Source organism: Azospirillum fermentarium (genome assembly GCF_025961205.1).
GTDB classification, from domain to species: Bacteria; Pseudomonadota; Alphaproteobacteria; order Azospirillales; family Azospirillaceae; genus Azospirillum; species Azospirillum fermentarium.
In genome coordinates this window covers 731348-748708 of sequence record NZ_JAOQNH010000002.1, presented here as the reverse complement: position 1 = coordinate 748708, position 17361 = coordinate 731348, and the positions used below count along the sequence as shown (strand labels likewise).

The 17361-nt window shown below is 67.7% G+C and carries 19 protein-coding genes; 3 read left to right on the top strand and 16 right to left on the bottom strand.

All coding sequences use genetic code 11. The features are described 5' to 3' along the window. Window positions 1-115 precede the first annotated feature (115 nt). Complete coding sequence (locus tag M2352_RS18190; RefSeq protein ID WP_264665924.1) at window positions 116-652, top strand: hypothetical protein; 537 nt, start codon at window positions 116-118, stop codon at window positions 650-652. 14 nt (window positions 653-666) lie between these two features. On the opposite strand, the gene M2352_RS18185 is transcribed toward M2352_RS18190, so the two are convergent. From M2352_RS18185 to M2352_RS18120, 14 genes are all read right to left on the bottom strand, one after another. Then, window positions 667-1596, bottom strand: a complete 930-nt coding sequence (locus tag M2352_RS18185) for a glycosyltransferase family 2 protein (protein ID WP_264665923.1) — start codon at window positions 1594-1596, stop codon at window positions 667-669. Continuing rightward, window positions 1593-2003: a bacteriohemerythrin gene (locus M2352_RS18180; protein ID WP_264665922.1), complete on the bottom strand. Its 411-nt coding sequence runs from the start codon at window positions 2001-2003 to the stop codon at window positions 1593-1595. Before M2352_RS18180 ends, M2352_RS18185 begins: the two co-directional genes overlap by 4 nt. Before the next feature lie 182 nt (window positions 2004-2185). Beyond that, window positions 2186-4876 carry a pyruvate, phosphate dikinase gene (ppdK, locus tag M2352_RS18175; RefSeq protein WP_264665921.1) on the bottom strand — a complete coding sequence of 897 codons (2691 nt, stop codon included), beginning with the start codon at window positions 4874-4876 and terminating at the stop codon, window positions 2186-2188. A gap of 333 nt (window positions 4877-5209) precedes the next feature. After that, on the bottom strand, window positions 5210-5728 hold the full coding sequence (locus M2352_RS18170) for a GNAT family N-acetyltransferase (RefSeq protein WP_264665920.1): 519 nt from the start codon (window positions 5726-5728) through the stop codon (window positions 5210-5212). Then, on the bottom strand, window positions 5725-6291 hold the full coding sequence (locus M2352_RS18165; protein ID WP_264665919.1) for an XRE family transcriptional regulator: 567 nt from the start codon (window positions 6289-6291) through the stop codon (window positions 5725-5727). The genes M2352_RS18170 and M2352_RS18165 overlap by 4 nt, the downstream gene beginning before the upstream one ends. Continuing rightward, complete coding sequence (locus tag M2352_RS18160; protein ID WP_264665918.1) at window positions 6292-7164, bottom strand: YihY/virulence factor BrkB family protein; 873 nt, start codon at window positions 7162-7164, stop codon at window positions 6292-6294. It abuts the gene before it with no gap. Beyond that, the gene (locus M2352_RS18155) at window positions 7161-7913 is read right to left on the bottom strand and encodes a DUF3618 domain-containing protein (RefSeq protein ID WP_264665917.1); all 753 of its coding nucleotides are present in this window, start codon (window positions 7911-7913) and stop codon (window positions 7161-7163) included. Before M2352_RS18155 ends, M2352_RS18160 begins: the two co-directional genes overlap by 4 nt. Before the next feature lie 100 nt (window positions 7914-8013). Continuing rightward, on the bottom strand, window positions 8014-8646 hold the full coding sequence (locus tag M2352_RS18150) for a TerC family protein (RefSeq protein ID WP_264665916.1): 633 nt from the start codon (window positions 8644-8646) through the stop codon (window positions 8014-8016). Window positions 8647-8785: 139 nt separating this feature from the next. Next, window positions 8786-9913, bottom strand: a complete 1128-nt coding sequence (locus tag M2352_RS18145; protein WP_264665915.1) for a DUF2336 domain-containing protein — start codon at window positions 9911-9913, stop codon at window positions 8786-8788. 134 nt (window positions 9914-10047) lie between these two features. Beyond that, window positions 10048-10848: a DUF6969 family protein gene (locus tag M2352_RS18140; RefSeq protein ID WP_264665914.1), complete on the bottom strand. Its 801-nt coding sequence runs from the start codon at window positions 10846-10848 to the stop codon at window positions 10048-10050. 105 nt (window positions 10849-10953) lie between these two features. Beyond that, entirely contained in the window at window positions 10954-11637 is a 684-nt protein-coding gene (locus M2352_RS18135; RefSeq protein ID WP_264665913.1) for an ABC-type transport auxiliary lipoprotein family protein, read from the bottom strand. After that, window positions 11634-12605, bottom strand: coding sequence for an MlaD family protein (locus M2352_RS18130; protein ID WP_264665912.1), 972 nt, complete (start codon window positions 12603-12605; stop codon window positions 11634-11636). Before M2352_RS18130 ends, M2352_RS18135 begins: the two co-directional genes overlap by 4 nt. Before the next feature lie 5 nt (window positions 12606-12610). After that, the gene (locus M2352_RS18125; protein WP_264665911.1) at window positions 12611-13393 is read right to left on the bottom strand and encodes an ABC transporter ATP-binding protein; all 783 of its coding nucleotides are present in this window, start codon (window positions 13391-13393) and stop codon (window positions 12611-12613) included. Between the two features lie 2 nt (window positions 13394-13395). Beyond that, the gene (locus tag M2352_RS18120; protein ID WP_264665910.1) at window positions 13396-14538 is read right to left on the bottom strand and encodes an ABC transporter permease; all 1143 of its coding nucleotides are present in this window, start codon (window positions 14536-14538) and stop codon (window positions 13396-13398) included. Between the two features lie 190 nt (window positions 14539-14728). On the opposite strand from M2352_RS18120, the gene M2352_RS18115 reads away from it, so the two are divergent. Further along, entirely contained in the window at window positions 14729-15244 is a 516-nt protein-coding gene (locus tag M2352_RS18115) for an adenine phosphoribosyltransferase (RefSeq protein ID WP_264665909.1), read from the top strand. A 31-nt stretch (window positions 15245-15275) separates the two neighbouring features. Here M2352_RS18115 and M2352_RS18110 read toward each other — a convergent pair whose 3' ends face one another. Beyond that, window positions 15276-16076: a Fic family protein gene (locus M2352_RS18110; protein ID WP_264665908.1), complete on the bottom strand. Its 801-nt coding sequence runs from the start codon at window positions 16074-16076 to the stop codon at window positions 15276-15278. A gap of 265 nt (window positions 16077-16341) precedes the next feature. Here M2352_RS18110 and M2352_RS18105 point away from each other — a divergent pair, with 265 nt between their 5' ends. After that, window positions 16342-16758: a bacteriohemerythrin gene (locus tag M2352_RS18105; protein ID WP_264665907.1), complete on the top strand. Its 417-nt coding sequence runs from the start codon at window positions 16342-16344 to the stop codon at window positions 16756-16758. A 66-nt stretch (window positions 16759-16824) separates the two neighbouring features. On the opposite strand, the gene M2352_RS18100 is transcribed toward M2352_RS18105, so the two are convergent. Further along, window positions 16825-17286: a hemerythrin domain-containing protein gene (locus tag M2352_RS18100; protein ID WP_264665906.1), complete on the bottom strand. Its 462-nt coding sequence runs from the start codon at window positions 17284-17286 to the stop codon at window positions 16825-16827. Between the last annotated feature and the right edge of the window lie 75 nt (window positions 17287-17361).

Here is a 17361-nt window from a genome sequence, read left to right as displayed (position 1 = left end):
TTCGGCAAAACCGGTGTTTTGCGCATGAAAAGCGGGAGCAACTCACAATGAAATATCCCTTTTGCGGTGCGGTTCTTGCTTGGATCCGCCGGGGTACGCAAAAAGGGATCATTCCATGTCGATCAACACTCTTGAACGGACGGGGGCCGCCGGCACCCCGTACGGTGCCCGCAGCACCTGGGGCGGAACGCCGCTATCGGACGGTTCGTCCTTCGGACTGAACCTGTCGCAGGACAGCGCCGACAGCGCCCTGTCCATGGACCGGCTGCAGGTGGACCTGCCCAACGGCTTTTCGGTGAGCGCCACCCACATCGGCAGCGGCAGCGCGGGCTTCAGCGCCCAGATGCTGGCGTCCATGCAGGATATGGTCGGCTATCTCAGCAGCATCCGCCCGACCGGCGAGGGGCCGCCCAGCGGGTCGCCGGCCGATGCCCGCTGCATCGATACCTTCGGCGTGCCGATGAGCGACGGCACCACCGCCGAAGTGCATTACGGCACGGAAAGCGACGGCGGCAACACCGACCCGTCGGCCATGAACGCCATGCAGAAGGCCATCGAAACGATGCTGGGCCGCTATCAGAATGCCGGAACGCCCGCGTCCCAGCCCTCCCTGGCCGATCTCTACCAGTCGCTGATGGCCGGCGCCGGCTGATCTGGCGGTTTTTCTTACGGATAGCGGCCGGGCGCGCGCAGGGCGCCGGCATAGGTGGCGGCGATCCGGCGCAGGACCGCCGGGCCGGGGCTGCCCCAGGGCAGAGCGCCGAGCGCCCGGCGCACCATCAGCCACGCCGCCTGCCCCCGGTTCCCCGGCAGGTGGCGGGTGGCGTAGAGGTAGGCCCGCCACGCCTGACGCCGAACGGCGTGGCGGCGGTAGGGCGCCGGCCAGTCCCCCGGCGCCCGCTCCCATTCGTCGGCCAGCAGCAGGGCCGAATCCGAATACATGCGCGCCAGGCTGCCCGACAGCCGGCCCGCCACCCCTTCGGGCAGGAAACAGACGGTGGCGTCCACTTTGGCAAAGCCGGTCACCTGAGCGAAGCGGGCGCTCATGACGAAATCCTGGCTGGTCCGGTAGCCCTCGGGCAGCGGAAAGCAGGGGGCAATGGCTTGACGCACGGCGATCATGGAACTGGGCACGAAGGCTTGGCGCGACAGCGCCAGCCGCAACGGGTCGTCCACCCGCCGCGACGGGGCCGCCGACGGATCGGGGAACGCCAGGGCCGCCTCGTCGCCGTCATAGCCCCGCCACCCGCCGAAGGCCAGCCCGGCACCATGCTCGTCCAAGGCACGGACCAGACGGCGGGTGCTGCCGGGCACCGCCGTGTCGTCGGCGTCCATGAAACGCACCAGGGGGAAGGCGGCGGCGGCAAAACCGGCGTTGGTGGCCGAGGCCACGCCGCCGTTGTCCTTGACGATCAGCCGCACATGGGGCCGCCCGGCGGCCACCGCTTCCACGACGGCGCGGGAGCCGTCGGTGGACCCGTCATCGACGACGACGATCTCCCCGCCCGTCTGCTCCCATTCCCGTAACAGGCTGTCCAGCACGCCGCCGATGTAGGCGCGCTTGTTGTAGAGGGTCACCACATAGGAGACGGTCATGACGCCTGCCGCCGGTTCCGCTTGAGAAACTCGGCGAAGGCCCGGTCGTCCTCGGCGATATGGTCGGTCAGCCACTGGCCGACGAAATCCAGGATAGTCACGCCGGGGTGGCCGTGCTCCTGCTCCAGCAGGGTCAGAAAGCTGTTGATCTGCTTCAGCATTTCGTCGTGGGCGTCCTTGTGCTCGGCGGCGTCCTGGTAATGATGCTCGCGCATCAGGCGCTCTTCGGCGTCGAAGTGGGCGCACACCTCCGCCACGAGAGCGTCGAGACGCCCGCGGAACGCGGCCTGATCCCGCAGCAGCGCGGGGTCGGCCAGGGTTTTGAAATGGGTGACGAGGGATTGGTGTTCCCGGTCCAGTTCGGGGACGCCCAAAACCATCGCGTCCGACCAGCCGATTGTCTCCATGATCCCCTCCCGCACCCGTCCGGTGCGGTTTCTCGCGTCTTTGCTTTATAAGCTAAGTCTGAGCAAATCTCAGCAGAAAGCAATAGAAAACCCCTCCCGACTATGCCTTTCGGGAGGGGTTTTCCTGTCGCAGGGACCATCCCCGCATCAATCATACCGATGGATGCGGGGATAAGACCGAATCAGTCGCGCTTCACCGTGTCGGTCTTCAGCGCGGCCTGGGCCGCGGCCAGACGGGCGATCGGAACGCGGTAGGGCGAGCAGGACACGTAATCCAGCCCAACCGACTCGCAGAACTGGATCGACGCCGGGTCGCCGCCGTGCTCGCCGCAGATGCCGAGCTTGATGCCCGGACGGGCCGCACGGCCACGCTCGGCACCGATGCGCACCAGTTCGCCCACGCCGTCCTGGTCCAGGGTGGCGAAGGGATCGTGCTCGATGATGCCGGCCCGCTCGTAATCGGGCAGGAAGCTACCGGCGTCGTCACGGCTGATGCCCAGGGTGGTCTGGGTCAGGTCGTTGGTGCCGAAGCTGAAGAACTCCGCCGTTTCAGCGATCTCACCGGCCCGCAGAGCGGCGCGGGGCAGTTCGATCATGGTGCCGACGGAATACTCGAACTCCTGGCCGCTGGCCGCCTTCACCTCGGCCGCCACGCGGTCGATCACGGCCTTCAGGATGTCCAGTTCCTTGCGGGTGGCGACGATGGGGATCATCACCTCCGGCGTCACCGGGGTGCCGGACTTCGCCACGTCCGCCGCGGCGGAGAAGATGGCGCGGGCCTGCATCTCGTAGATTTCCGGGTAGGTGATGCCCAGACGGCAGCCGCGGTGGCCCAGCATCGGGTTGGCTTCGTGAAGCTGGACCGAACGCTGATGCACGCGCAGCGGGTCGGTGCCGGCGGCGGCCGCCACCTCCGCCATTTCCTTTTCCGTGTTGGGCAGGAATTCGTGCAGCGGCGGGTCGAGCAGGCGGATGGTCACCGGCAGGCCGGCCATGATGGTGAACAGCTCCACGAAGTCCTGCTTCTGGAACGGCTCCAGCTTGGCCAGCGCCTTGCGGCGGCCCTCTTCGGTCTCCGCCAGGATCATTTCACGCACCGCCAGGATGCGGGCGGGGTCGAAGAACATGTGCTCGGTGCGGCACAGGCCGATGCCCTCGGCCCCGAACTTGCGGGCGGTGGCGGCGTCCAGCGCGGTTTCGGCGTTGGCGCGCACCTTCATGCGGCGCAGTTCGTCGGCCCAACCCATCAGGGTGGCGAAATCGCCCGACAGTTCCGGCTGCACGGTGGGGACGGCACCCAGCATCACCTCGCCGGTGGACCCGTCGATGGTGACCAGATCGCCTTCCTTCACCTGCACGCCGCGCACCGACATGACCTTGGTCTTGTAGTCGATGCGCAGTTCGCCGGCCCCGGCGACGCAGGCGCGGCCCATGCCGCGGGCCACAACCGCCGCGTGGCTGGTCATGCCGCCGCGGGTGGTCAGAATGCCCTTGGCCGCGTGCATGCCGTGGATGTCTTCGGGGCTGGTCTCGATGCGGCAGAGGATGACCGCATCACCCAACGCCGCCTGGGTTTCCGCGTCGTCGGCGGAGAACACCACCTTGCCCGACGCCGCACCGGGGGACGCCGGCAGGCCCTTGGCGATGACCTTGCGCTCGGCCTTGGGGTCCAGGGTCGGGTGCAGGAGCTGGTCGAGGGAGGCCGGGTCGATGCGCGACACCGCCTCGGCCTTGGTCACCAGGGCTTCGGTGGCCATGTCCACGGCGATGCGCAGGGCCGCCTGGGCGGTGCGCTTGCCGGTGCGGGTCTGGAGCATGTACAGCTTGTTCTGCTGCACGGTGAATTCGATGTCCTGCATGTCGCGGTAGTGCTTTTCCAGCCGGAGGCGGACCTCGTTGAGCTGGTTGAACACTTCCGGCATCACCTCTTCCATGGAGGGGAGGTCGGACTTGTTGGCTTCGCGCCCGGCGATGGTCAGGTGCTGCGGCGTGCGGATGCCGGCCACCACGTCCTCGCCCTGGGCGTTCACCAGATATTCGCCGTAGAAGGCGTTCTCACCGGTGGACGGGTTGCGGGTGAAGGCCACGCCGGTGGCGCAGTCGTTGCCCATGTTGCCGAACACCATGGACTGCACGTTGACCGCGGTGCCCCATTCGGCGGGGATGTCGTGCAGCTTGCGGTAGGTGATGGCGCGGGCGTTCATCCACGACCCGAACACCGCACCGACGGCCCCCCAGAGCTGTTCCTGCGGATCCTGCGGGAAGGGGCGGCCCAGTTCGCGTTCCACCATCGCCTTGTAGTCGGCGATCACCGCCTGCCAGTCGGCGGCGGTCAGGTCGGTGTCGAGCGAATAGCCGCGGTCGCGCTTCACCGAATCGAGGATCTCCTCGAAATGGTGGTGATCGACGTCCAGCACCACGTTGCCGTACATCTGGATGAAGCGGCGGTAGCTGTCGTACGCGAAGCGGGCGTCACCGGAACGGGTAGCCAGGCCGGCGACGGTCACGTCGTTCAGGCCCAGGTTCAGCACCGTGTCCATCATGCCCGGCATGGACGCGCGGGCACCCGAACGCACCGACACCAGCAGCGGGTTGTTGGCATCGCCGAACACCGCGCCCATGGCCTGCTCGATCTCGGCCAGAGCGGCGGCGACCTGATCCTTCAGTTCCACCGGATAGGTGCGGCCGTTGGCATAGAAGTAGGTGCAGACCTCGGTCGTGATGGTAAAGCCGGGGGGGACAGGAAGCCCGAGGTTGGCCATTTCGGCCAGATTGGCTCCCTTACCGCCCAGCAGATTCTTCATGTCCGCACGGCCCTCGGTCTTGCCCGCACCGAAGGAGTAAACCCACTTGCTCTCGCCATGGCTCGCCATTGGTGGATTCCTTAACGTTTGACCTTACTTTGTTATTTCCGCTGAACGCAGCCCAACGGACGCCGACCCTGGTCGGGTCGGGCGGTAGGACCACTATGTGACGGCGATCCGGCCACACGCAAGCGGCTTGGGTGGCCCTTCCCCTTTCATAATTGCAGATCAGCCGCCCGGAACTCTTCGAAAGAAAGGGTTTGGCCGGCGGGAAAGAACCATTCCGATCGCCTTTCGTGTCCCATACGCCACCGTTTTAACGGGGTTTGCCGCTGGGATGGCCGCGAATCGGGGTGTCGAAGCGGAACGGAGCCGGCAAGCCCCGCACGGATGACCCAAAGGTCAGTTTTTCCCCTCTGCCCCGCCGTCCTCCACCGTCACCGTCACCGTCATGAACACATTGTTGGGGTTGGGTTGGTAGTTTCCGAACGGGCCGCAGACGACAAAGCCATGGCGCGCGTAGAGAGCGGCGGCCGGGCGGAAATAATCCCATGACCCGGTTTCCAGGCTCAGCCGCCGCATGCCCGCGGTCTGGGCATCGGCCATGATATGGCGAAGCAGTGCGGAGCCGGCGCCGCGCCTGCGGCTGCCCTCCGCGACATGCATGGATTTGATTTCGCCATGGTCCTCACTCAACCGCTTCCATGCCCCGACCCCGAGAAGGGCATCCCCGTCCCACAGGGTCCAGAAATGGATATCCGGTGTTTTCAAGGCATCCAGGTCAAGAGCGTGGGCGCTGCCGGGGGCCGTCTCGGCGCGGGCGCGCCGGACATGCACGTCGAGCAGCGCCTTGACGCGCTCGTCATCGAGCATTCCCTGTTTCATCAGCATGTGGCGATGACCGATATTGAAGTTGATCACGAACGGGACAGAACGACCATGTACTCACAAGAGTTCTGCGTCGTATTGGCAAAGACCACATCCGCCGGGGCGCCGAATCCCAAACTGTCGCCGGCGAAGAGTGTGTGGCTTTCCGTCCCTTCCTGAATCAGGAGGGTGCCCGACAGGACGACGACGACTTGCCGGATGACGACGTAGGAGGACGCGGGAAGCGCCACGTTTTGACCGGCGGGCAAGCTGATCCTGGCAACCTCGACCGGATGATCGGGGCGCATGAAGACTTGGCGCCGGACATAGCCGCTTTCGGGATCGCGCCACAACGCCTGATCCGCACAGCGGACAAGCCGGGGTGCGTCCCCCTCGGCACGGAGCAGGAGGCCGGCGAGGGTCAGTTCGAACGCACCGGCGATCTTCACCAGCACACCCGCCGTCGGGCTGGTTTCACCGCGCTCGATCTTGCTGATGGCGGCCTTCGACACATCCGCGCGGGCGGCGAGATCCGCCAGCGACCAGGTGCGGGCCTCGCGCTCGAACCGGATCCGCTGGGCGATCTTTGATTCCGCATCGTCTCTTATTTGATCCATTCATCTCTTATAAGAGATTTTTCCGCCGTTCTCAACAGCCGAATCCGCACTCCCGTGATCGCGCCCGGACGTGCCGCCCGTCTCCAGCTCCGCGTCCAGTTCCGCCCCCAGCAGCACGGCATAGGCCGACAGGTTCATCCACAGCAGCAGCACCACCGCCGCCCCCACCGACCCATAGGTTTCGTTGTAGCTGGCGAAGTGGGAGACGTAGAGGGAGAAGCCGATGGATCCCAGCAGCCACAGCGCCACCGCCGTGGCGCTGCCCCAGGTGATCCAGCGCCACCGCACCACCCGCCGCGACGGGCCGAAGCGGTAGACCACCGCCAGCGCCAGCGCCAAGGCCACCGCCAGGATCGGCCAGCGCACCAGCGCCACCAGACCGGCCAGCGGCCCCAGCGGCAGGAACGCCAGCACCGCCGGCACCACCGCCACCATGGTCACGGTCAGGATGAAGAACACCAGCGCCCCCAGCGTCAGCCCCATGGACAGCAACGCCAGGACCACGAAGCTGCGCCGCTCCTCCTCGTCATAGGCGATGTTGAGGGCGGTGATCAGGGCATTCACCCCGCGCGACGCGCTCCACAGGGTCAGCAGCAGGCCCAGGGCCACACCGACACTCAGGCCCTGGCCGGGAGCCTCGGCGATGGCGTGGGCCTGGGTGCGCAGCATGGACAGGATGTCGGGGGGCAGCAGGCCGGCGAACTGGTCCACCTGCGCCTCCACCCCCGCCGGGTCGGCGGCCAGCCCGTAGAGGGAGACCAGGGCCGCCAGGGCCGGAAACAGCGACATCAGTGCGTAATAGGCCACCCCCGATGCGACGATCCCGATGTTGTCCTTGCTCTGCCGCTGCCACACCCGCCACAGCAGGTTCACAGCACCGCCTCCCGCACCGCGGCCAGCCGGTTGCGCCCGGCGCTCAGGTCGTGGTGGCGGGAACCGACGATCACCCGCACCTCGTCGGGCAGATCCCGGTGCAGGGCGTCGCGGAACAGATCCAGGGCGCGGTCGAAACTCTGCTCCAGCCGAAACAGGATTTGCGACGGGGGAAGGCCGGTGTTCAGCGCGTCGAACACCCCGGCCCACAGGGGAATGACCGGAGCGCCCGGCGTGCTGACCCCGCCCATGCGCAGGTATTCATGCTCCAGCACCGCGGCGGAGCGCTCGAACAGGGAGCCCAGCCCGATCAGCCGATCCTCCACCCCGTCGCTGCTTCCCCGCCGCTCGGCCAGCATCCGCGCGGCGACGGCCCCCTGCCGGCACACCTCGGTCAGGTGGGACAGCAGCGCGAGCAGGCTGCGGTGATCCAGTTCCGGCTGGTGCCCGGCCCGCTGGCCATCCCGCCCGGTGCGCGACACCGCCCACGCCAGCCACAGGGCGCCGATGCCCATCAGGGCCACCGGCACCGGGTTGTCGCGGATGGCGGCGGCGATGCGGCCGGGGCGGCCGTCCAACGCCTCCTGCACCGCGTCCAGCACGCCCCCGCCCAGACCGGCGGGGGACAGGCGGGCTTCGATCTCGTCCAGGGTGGCGTCCATGCGCGCACGGATGGCGCGGATGTCGTTTTCGATGGCGGCGGGGCTCTCGGCGGCGGGGCTTTCCCCGCCCATCCCATGGGCTGTCATCGGCGGCGGTCCTTCCGGCGGTTCCTCGGTGGTTCCACCGGAAACGCCGCCGCGGGGGGAAGGTTCCCCCAGCCCGGTCCTTCTTGCGGCCTGTGCTCGCTTACGACATGTGCTGGGCGAAGAAGACGATCTGCCCGCCGCCGCGCCAGATCATCTCCAGCGCCACATAAAGAATGACCGCCAGACCGATGTAGGCAATCCAATGGAACCGGCTGAGCAGGCGGGCGATCACCGTCGCCGCCGCCCCCATCAGCGCCACCGACAGCACCAGCCCCAGCACCAGAACCCACAGATGCTCGCGCGCCGCCCCGGCCACCGCCAGCACGTTGTCCAGCGACATGGACACGTCGGCGATCACCACCTGCAGCACCGCCGCGCCCACGGTCTTGCGCGGGGCGGACGCGGCATCCTCGCCCGCGACCACGCCGGCGCCCTCGTCCTCGGCGCTCTGGGCGCGGATCTCGCGGAACATCTTCCAGCAGACCCACAACAGCAGGATGCCGCCGGCAAAGGTCAGGCCGATGATGTCGAGAAGCTGGGTGGTCGCCAGGGCAAAGAAGATCCGCAGCACCACCGCCGCGGCGATGCCCCAGAAGATCACCCGCGCCCGCTTGTCCGGCGCCACCCCCGCCGCCGCCATGCCGACGACGATGGCGTTGTCGCCCGCCAGCACCAGATCGATGAAGACGACCTGGGCCAGGGCCAGAAGTTCGGGCAGAAGCGATTCGAACACGCGCGCAGTCCTTACATCGGAGCAAATGACAGATGCTTGATTAGGCATCCGCAAGCCCCGGCGCAAGCGGCCAAAGCCTGCCGCGCCGCAAACAACCTCACGGTGTCGTGCCCCCGCCACAGCCGGCGGGAGCCCCGCCTCACGCCGCCGGGCGGATCAGATCGCCCAGCTTGTCCAGCAGATAGTTCAGATCGTCGGGGGCCAGATCCTCGTACTGGGTCAGGATGCGCTCGATCACCCGGCGGCGGTGCCGCTCAAGGTCGCGCTCCTCGCCGTCGAAGGGGGTTTCCTTGAGCACGTCGATGGCGATGCGGCAGGCCGGCAGCAGGGCCGAAGGCAGGCGCGCCTTCTCATAGACCGATTTCAGCCCCAGCCGCCCGGCGTCGTGGATCAAAAGCCGGGTGTTGGTCAGCGGCACGTTGGCCAGATACGACACCGCCATCTCGAAGAACGCGATGTCGCCCATGCACAAGGCCCGCACCAGCAGCGACGGGGTCAGCCGCCGGGTGCGCACCAGTTGCACCACCAGCCGTTCCAGGGCGGCTTCGTCGTTCTCCCCGCTGACCAGGGTGACGGTGGCGTGCTCCCGGCTTTGCAGGATCACATCGGCGGCGACCTTGGGCGGCAACTCGTGGTTGACGACCAGATAGTTCTGGAGCTTTTCCGACACGACCGCCACCAGCCGCTCGGCGATGGTCAGCGGCAGGCGGGAGCGGTGGACCAGCGGCTCCTGCACCGATTCCGATTCGCCGAAGCGGTCGATCACCCGGCCCAGCGATTTTTCGCCCAGTTGCGCCCCTTCGTTGGCGACCAGGGCGGCAACCGCGCGTTCCGATGCGCTTTCGATCAGGGCGTCGGCCACGCTGGCCGGCACCGTCGGGCGGCGGGCGATGGCGGTGTGCTTGCCCTCCCCCCCCGACCGGACGATTTCCACCAGATCCTGTTCGGTCAGCACCTCCGACACGCTGAGCACGGGAATGGCCACCGCCTCCACATCACGGGCCAGCGTCAGCGCCACCTCGCGGGGGAGCTTGGGATTGCCCTTCAGGTTTTCCGCCAGGGTCTGGCGCACCCGCACCACGGCATCCTGGGCCATGACGCGGATGATCTCCTCCGCCATCCGGCGTTCGGTCTCGGTCAGCGAGGAATCGTCGAAGTTGTGCGCAAGCTTGACGGCAAGATCGGCACGGGTGGCCGGGGACGGGTCCGCCATCAGACGGACGACATCTTCCTTGGTGAGCTTGTCGCTCAAGTGGGCATCGCTCATGGTTAACCGCCCTCTCCCTGCCGCACCGCGGCTGTCTCCGTCCGGTGGCATGATCCAGCATGGCGCCACCGGTTATAGGAACAGATAAGTTTTGCCGCTTCCTTAAAACAGCCCTTTTCTTATACACGCCGGAATCAAGGCCCGGGCAGCGGCGCCTCGGGCAGGAAGGACCGCCGGGGCCGCGATCCGTGAAGGGCGGCCTCCACCCGCGCCACCGTGCCGTCCACGTCGATGGTCCGCTGAGACAGGATTTCCAGCCCGCGGTCCTCGTAGGCATAGGAATCGGGGTGCGCGGCGGCCCAGGCGGCCAGGGCAGCGTCGCGTTCGTGCAGCAGGGCCGCGATCTCGGACCGGAACAGCCGCATCACCGCGGTGATCCAGCGGTTGACCGGCCACGACGGGCGGGCATGGTCGATGATGAAGCAATCGAGCATCCGCACCACGTCGGTGGCGGGGAACCACACCTCCCCCGTCACCCAGCGGTTGACCGTAAAGAGGCGGATGGGCCGCCCCATGTGGTCCATGGCGATGCCGATCAGGTGGGACAGCACGTCGTTTTCCGCCGCCGGACGCCGGAAATCGGGCAGCGGCGCCGGCGCCACCCCCGCCGGCATGCCGAAGGCGCGCAGGAAGGTGTGGAAATGCCCGTGCTCGTCGGCGGGACGCTCCCCCTCCGGGTGGCAATGGTAATAATACTGGGCATGGTATTCGGCGTCATAGACGTCGCCCGGCGGGTAATGGCGCCATTCGTACACGGTGCCGTGGCCGCGCAGCAGTTCGCCCACCAGCGTGTCGCCGGTCTTGGCCAGCACCCGCTGGCAGGCCCGCACCTCCCGCGCGGCGCCGGCCAGCGCTTCCAGCTCGCTGCGCGGCAGACGCTCGAACGCGAACGCTTCCTGGACCGGCGGCGTGCCGTGCTCCCTGGCGGCTTCCATGGCGGCTCCCATGCTGTTCACCCGTGGCCGGCCGTCCGGCCCGGCAACAGTATGCCTGGGAACCCGTCACCGCAGCATGGTTTTTCTCGTGCCCCGCCGTCTCTTTCAGGGGAACGCCACCGCCGGACGGGGGGCGCTGTTGCCGGTGCGCAGGGTCCATTCCACCGTGCGGGCCATCACCGTCCTCAGCGCCGCGTCGAAGGCGTTGACCACGGTGGGGAAGGCACGGCCATCCACCGGCACCACCGCGTCGAACACCTCGCCCGCCGCGATCGTGCGCTGGGGCATGGACACCAGCTTGACCGACAGCCGCACCCGCACCTGATTCGGGGCCGGCGCGCCGGGGTTGGTGTATTCCGCCTGGAAATCGCGCAGTTCCGCCTTCAGCACGAAGTCGGAGCGCAGGCCCACCGTGTCCCGTCCCACCGACACGATGCGGCGGGAATTCTCGAACGATTCGACCAGCAGCCCCTGGATCATCTTCGGCGCGCGGTCGGTCCACGACACATCGGCGAAATAGTCGATGGCGGTCGCGGTCTGGGCCACGGCGATGCGCGGGGTGTCCAGGCTGGCGGCGGCGGTGGGGGCTTCCACCAGCAATTGCCATGTGGCGGGGCTGCCGGCGGCGGGCGGAAAATCCGCAGCCGGGGTCAGGGTGTAGAGCTGGGGGGCGGTGGGGTTGATGACGGTGCATCCACCGGCCACCAGCGCCGCGGCCATGCCCGTCAGCAGGAACAGGCGCCGTGGATGCGCCGGCGGAGGAGTCGTGGTCGTCTGAACCGGCGTCATTTGCTGCGCACCTCCACACCCTGGCGGGTTCCGCCGAACAGGAAATTGGTCGGATCGTTTTCCACCCGCGTCAACACCCGCGACACCTGCGCCGATACGTCGCGCAACTGGCTGATGAGCAGGCTGAGATCGTAAAGCCCGGTGGCGGCGAAATCGCGCATGGGCCGGCGGTTGTCGCCCAGGATGGCGCCGAGCTGTCCCGACGCCTCGCGCACCGCCTGGGACAGGCCGCGCATGTCGGACTGGAAGGATTTCACCGCCCCGTCCACGCTGACCAGGGTGCGGGTGGCCTGGACCACCGCCTCGTCCACATGGGGGCCCAGCGTGTCGGCGCTCTGGCGCAGGCTGCGGCTGGCGGCGTGGAGGTTGGAAATGGTCTCCCCGATCTCGTCCGACCGGCCGCCCACCGCATCGGACAGGCGCTGGACGTTGGCCAGGGTCCGGGTGATGGCCTGCTGGTTTTCCGGGCTCAGCATATCCTCCAGCCGCTGGGTGATCGCCAGCGCCCGGTTCAGGATCTGGGGTGCCGCATCCACCACCTCGGCCAGGGTGGAGGGGCGGGAGGGGATGATGGGGATCTCGTCCTTGGATTCGTCGCGCAGGCGCGGGCTGTTCTCCGTCCCGCCGTTGATCTGGACATAGGCGCCGCCGGTGATGCCCTGAAGCTCCAGGGACGCGATGGAATCGGTCTTGATCGGGGTTCCCGGCTGCACCTCCACCGTCACCTGCACGCGGCTGACCCGGTTGGGGTCCAGGCGGATGTCGGTGACGGTGCCGATGGGAATGCCGCGGTAGCGCACCGGGCTGCCTTCCTGCAGCCCGGTGACGGACCCGGTGAAGTAGGTCAGGTAGATGTCCCGCCCCTCCTTCAACTGGACCTTGGCGATCCACACGGTGAAGCCGAACAGGCCGGCGAGCAGCACCAGAACGAAGGCGCCGACCAGGGTGTAGCTGGTGCGTGTCTCCATGGCCCTCAGCCCTCCGCCCGGCGGGCGGCCCGGCCGCGCGGCCCATGGAAATACTCCCTGATCCAGGGATGATCGTCCTGCAAATGCTCCTCCAGCGTCGCGGCCCGGACCTTGCGGTCCACCAGAACGGCGATGCGGTCGCAGATGGTGGTCAGACTGTCCAGGTCGTGGGTCACCATATACACCGTCAGGCCCAGGCTCTTCTGCAGATTGCGGATCAGCGTGTCGAACGCCGCCGCGCCGATGGGGTCCAGCCCCGCCGTGGGTTCGTCGAGAAACAGGATGTCGGGGTCCATGGCCAGCGCGCGGGCCAGCCCGGCGCGCTTGCGCATGCCCCCCGACAGCTCCGACGGGTACTTCGCCCCGGCGCCGGGGGGCAGGCCGCTCATGGCGATCTTGATCCGCGCGATGTCGGCGATCAGGCCGCCCGGCAGGTCGGTGTGTTCCTTCAGCGGCACCATGACGTTTTCCGCCACGGTCATGGAGCTGAACAGGGCGCCGTCCTGGAACAGAACCCCGGTGCGCGCCTTCAGCGCCATCTCCTCCCGCGCCGACAGGCGGGCGATATCCTGGCCCAGCAGCTCGATGGTGCCGGCGGCGGGGCGGATCAGGCCCAAAATCTCCTTCATCAGCACCGATTTGCCGGTGCCGGAGCCACCGACCACCCCCAGCACCTCCCCCCGGCGCACGTCGAGGTCCAGGCCGTCGTGAATCGTCTGGGTGCCGAACCGGGTCACCAGCCCGCGCACGCGGATCACCATCTCCGTTCCCGTATCCGGCGGGGCCATGGTCACACCTTCAGGAACGAGAAGAGGATGGAGAACAGCGCGTCGATGATGATGACCAGAAAGATGGACTCCACCACCGCCTTGGTGGTCAGCCGGCCCACGCTTTCCGCACTCCCCGACACCTTCAGCCCTTCGTAGCAGCCCACCAGCGCGATGGTGAGCGCGAAGACCGGCGCCTTGACGATGCCGACGATGAAATGGTTCACCCCCACCGCCGCGTGAAGCTGCTTGATGAACTGGCCGAAGGTGATATCGAGCACGAAATAGCTCATCACCGCCCCCCCCAGCAGCCCCATCATGTCGGCAAAGAAGCACAGGAGCGGCAGGCTGATCATCAGCGCCACCGCCCGCGGCACCACCAGCAGTTCCATCACGTCGAGCCCCAGGGTGGCGATGGCGTCCACCTCCTGGTTGACCTTCATGGTCCCGATCTGGGCGGTGAAGGCGGAACCGGAACGGCCCGCCACGATGATGGCGGTCATCAGCGTGCCGATCTCGCGCAGGACCGACACGCCCAGCAGGTTGACCACGTAGATGTCGGCCCCGAACCGCCGCAACTGGTCCGCCCCCTGGAACGCCAGCACCACGCCGATCAGGAACGTCAGCAGCCCCAGGATGGGCAGGGCGTTCAGCCCCGTCTGCTCGATGTGGAACACCACGGCGCGGAACCGGATGCGCCACGGCGCCCGGGCCAGCCGCAGGAAGGTGATGGTCATCAGGCCCAGGAAGTTCAGCAGGGCGCGCCCTTCCTTCATCGCCTCCACCGTGGCGCGGCCCAGCCGTTCGACCATGGCGCGGATGTGATGGCCGGGATCGGGCACGGGGGGCGGGGCGTGATCCGCCTCCTGCACCGCGGCGAACAGGGCCGCGTGTTCGGGGCGGATGGGATCGACGGTCACGGCGTGCCCCTGCCCCTCCAGCCGGGCGGCCAGACGGGACAGCAGCAGGGCACCCACGGTGTCCAGCGCCTCCAGCCGCGACAGGTCGATGCGCACGGGCACGCCGTCCCGGTCCGGCCCCAGCCGGTCCAGGGTGGCGGCCATGCGCCCGGCGCCGCGCAGATCCCACCGCCCGGCGGCGGCGGCCGTCCAGTGGCCCGCGGCCTCGTCCGCCGCCGTCTCCAGCCACGCCTGTTGTGGCGCCATGCCCCGCCTTTCCATTCCGTTCCGCCTGCCGGCCTTCTTTTACCGGGCTTCCTTTACGGTAATAATCCTTTTCCCCGACGGCAATGGCCGGTCTTGCGAGGCAGCGCGGCGAACCACCGCCTTGCCGCCGGACGGATGCCGTGCCTAGACTGCCGCCCACCGCCCTTTTCCCTTGCAACGGCCAGCCCCCATGAACCTGAAAGACCACATCCGCGGCATCGCCGATTTTCCCAAGCCGGGGATTCTGTTCTACGACATCTCCCCGCTGCTGGCCCACGGCCCGGCGTGGCAGGAGGCGGTGAAACAGTTGGCCGACGCCATCCGCCCGCACCAGCCCGACCTGCTGGTGGGCATCGAGTCCCGCGGTTTCCTGCTGGCGGCCCCGCTGGCCGCGGCCCTGGGGATCGGCTTCATCATGGTGCGCAAGCACGGCAAGCTGCCGGGGGACAAGGTGGCCTATTCCTACGACCTGGAATACGGCACCGACACCATCGAGGTGCAGGCCGACGCGGTGAAGCCCGGCCAGCGCGTCGTGGTTCTGGACGACCTGCTCGCCACCGGCGGCACCATGGCCGCGGCCATCAGCCTGCTGCGGCAGGTGGGCGGCGACGTGCGGTGCGCCGCCTTCCTGGTGGAACTGACCTTCCTCAACGGGCGGGGCAAGCTGGACGTGCCCTACACATCCCTGATGTCCTACGATTCCTGACGGGCTGGAAACGGGGTGGCGCCGGCGGGCGTTACCCCATCCGGCCCGGTGGGGCGCCGTCCACGGTGACGGTCACGGCTTCCGCCGGCTGGCGGGCGGCGGCGGCACGGGCCGCGGCCTGCAGACACAGATCCAGGCTTTCGTTCAGCAGCCCCAGCAGGAAGTCGCGGAACGGCCCCTTGTCGCCCACGGTGCGGGCGCGGTCCACCACCTCGAAATAGGTGTCCAGCAACTCGTCGCGCAGGATGACGGGGGGATAGCCGGCCCGGTTCAGGATCAGGTTCCCCAGCAGCATCGCCACCGCCATGTTCCCCTGCTCGAACGGGCGCACCATCAACAGGCGGTAATGGGCCTCCACCGCCGTTTCGTGCCCCATCTCCACCCGCCGCAGCCAGCCGCTGAGCGCCGACATGGACACCCGCGCCTTGGCCGGATCGGGCACCGAGCCGTCGGCGGCGTCATCGGGGATTCCGTCGCGGTAGCGCCCGGCCACCGGGTCGATGCCGGCGTAGAGCACCTTGTGGAAGGCCATGACCGTCCGTTCGGTGACCACGGTGGCAGCCTGTTCGCACAGCCGGGCCGTCAGCTCCAGGGCCTGAAGGTGGTTGGCGGCCAAAAGCTGATCCTTTTGCGGGCGGTTGCGCAGCACCACACCCTTGGCCAGCACCTCCAGGATCTCCTCCGGTTCCAGCAAGCCGCCTTCCAGCGCCAGACAGGCGGTGGTCAGCTCCAGCTCGAACAGGTTGGCAAGCTCGCGCACCGCCGCGGGCGGCAGCGGCCGGGCCGCGTCCAGCGCCCGTTTCTTGCGCGTGATATCGTCCAGCAATCCCATGGGAATCCCCGCCCCGTCACCAGCGCCGCCCCGCCCGTACGCCAGGGCGGCACCGTTCTGTATAGGGGTTCGCCGCCGCCGCCGGAAGGGGAATTGCCACACCCCGCCCCCGGTCCTGCCATGCGGGGTTTTGCCGCTTCCGATGGCGCTTGATCGGGCGGGTGTGTTCGTCTTTCATGAGATCAACCCCGGCGCGGCGATCCACCGCACCGCCCGGGGACCGCCGATCACCAGCCCGACGTTCAAGACACCGGAGGAACCGCCGATGACGACCCCCGATTTTGTCACCTGGGATACGAACATGAGCGTCGGGATCGATGTCCTGGACGATGACCACCGCCGGCTGATCGACATGTTCAACGGCCTGCTGCGCACCAACGTGGCGACCCGCGGCAAGGACGACCTGAAGGCGCTGCTGACGGGTCTGCGCGATTACACCGACGTCCATTTCAGCCGCGAAGAAGGGATGATGCGGGAGCACGGCTACCCGGACCTGGAAACCCACCTGGCCGCCCACCGCTATTTCATCGACGAAATCGCCAAGTTGCATGACGAATTCGAGAGCGGGCACGCCATGATGCTGCGAATCGACCTGATCCTGCTGCTCAAGGAATGGCTGATCGAGCACATCCAGACCACCGACGTCCGCTACCGGCCCTATATGGCCGAAACCGCGGTGTGACGAAGCCATAGTGATACGGTTTCCCCGCTCCCCCCACCGGGGGAGAGGGGAGTTCAGGAATTTTCCCTATGGCGCAATCGGTTTCAGCGCTTCCAGCGCGTGCTGCTTGCGCTCCTCGAACAGGGCGGCCAGCTCCTCCGCCCGGCTGTCGGGCAGGGCTTCGCGCGCTTCGTCGAACAGTTCGTCCTCTTCCTCGTCCAGATGATGCTGGAGCAGTTCGGTCATCACCTTGAACTTGGCCTCCCACGCGGTGCCGTCGTCGGGCATGCCGTTCAGCTCGTCCAGCAGCCCGCTGATGACGTGATGCTCGTTCAGCCCTTCGGCCGCTTCGTCCTTGGCTTCGCGGGCCTTGGCGAGTGCGGCGTAGAACACCGCCTCCTCCACCTTCTGGTGCGCCCACAATTCACGCTGAAGCTCGTCGAACAGGGCGCGGCGCTTGGCCTTTTCGGTGGCCTTGAGATCGAACATGCGGGTCATCAGGCCGCGCACGGTGTCATGATCCTTCTCGATCCGGTCGTAGATGTCCATGAAACGGTCCTGGTTTCGGTTCACTGTCCCCAAGCAACGGGCGGAAGGCGGGAGTGTTCCGAAGCCGCTGTTTTC

Bases quoted from the DNA above. Each gene is read 5' to 3' on its own strand.
- M2352_RS18190 (WP_264665924.1), top strand. From the start codon at position 116: ATGTCGATCAACACTCTTGAACGGACGGGGGCCGCCGGCACCCCGTAC.
- M2352_RS18185 (WP_264665923.1), bottom strand. From the start codon at position 1,596: ATGACCGTCTCCTATGTGGTGACCCTCTACAACAAGCGCGCCTACATC.
- M2352_RS18180 (WP_264665922.1), bottom strand. From the start codon at position 2,003: ATGGAGACAATCGGCTGGTCGGACGCGATGGTTTTGGGCGTCCCCGAA.
- ppdK (WP_264665921.1), bottom strand. From the start codon at position 4,876: ATGGCGAGCCATGGCGAGAGCAAGTGGGTTTACTCCTTCGGTGCGGGC.
- M2352_RS18165 (WP_264665919.1), bottom strand. From the start codon at position 6,291: ATGGATCAAATAAGAGACGATGCGGAATCAAAGATCGCCCAGCGGATC.
- M2352_RS18155 (WP_264665917.1), bottom strand. From the start codon at position 7,913: ATGACAGCCCATGGGATGGGCGGGGAAAGCCCCGCCGCCGAGAGCCCC.
- M2352_RS18145 (WP_264665915.1), bottom strand. From the start codon at position 9,913: ATGAGCGATGCCCACTTGAGCGACAAGCTCACCAAGGAAGATGTCGTC.
- M2352_RS18140 (WP_264665914.1), bottom strand. From the start codon at position 10,848: ATGGAAGCCGCCAGGGAGCACGGCACGCCGCCGGTCCAGGAAGCGTTC.
- M2352_RS18135 (WP_264665913.1), bottom strand. From the start codon at position 11,637: ATGACGCCGGTTCAGACGACCACGACTCCTCCGCCGGCGCATCCACGG.
- M2352_RS18130 (WP_264665912.1), bottom strand. From the start codon at position 12,605: ATGGAGACACGCACCAGCTACACCCTGGTCGGCGCCTTCGTTCTGGTG.
- M2352_RS18125 (WP_264665911.1), bottom strand. From the start codon at position 13,393: ATGGCCCCGCCGGATACGGGAACGGAGATGGTGATCCGCGTGCGCGGG.
- M2352_RS18120 (WP_264665910.1), bottom strand. From the start codon at position 14,538: ATGGCGCCACAACAGGCGTGGCTGGAGACGGCGGCGGACGAGGCCGCG.
- M2352_RS18115 (WP_264665909.1), top strand. From the start codon at position 14,729: ATGAACCTGAAAGACCACATCCGCGGCATCGCCGATTTTCCCAAGCCG.
- M2352_RS18110 (WP_264665908.1), bottom strand. From the start codon at position 16,076: ATGGGATTGCTGGACGATATCACGCGCAAGAAACGGGCGCTGGACGCG.
- M2352_RS18105 (WP_264665907.1), top strand. From the start codon at position 16,342: ATGACGACCCCCGATTTTGTCACCTGGGATACGAACATGAGCGTCGGG.
- M2352_RS18100 (WP_264665906.1), bottom strand. From the start codon at position 17,286: ATGGACATCTACGACCGGATCGAGAAGGATCATGACACCGTGCGCGGC.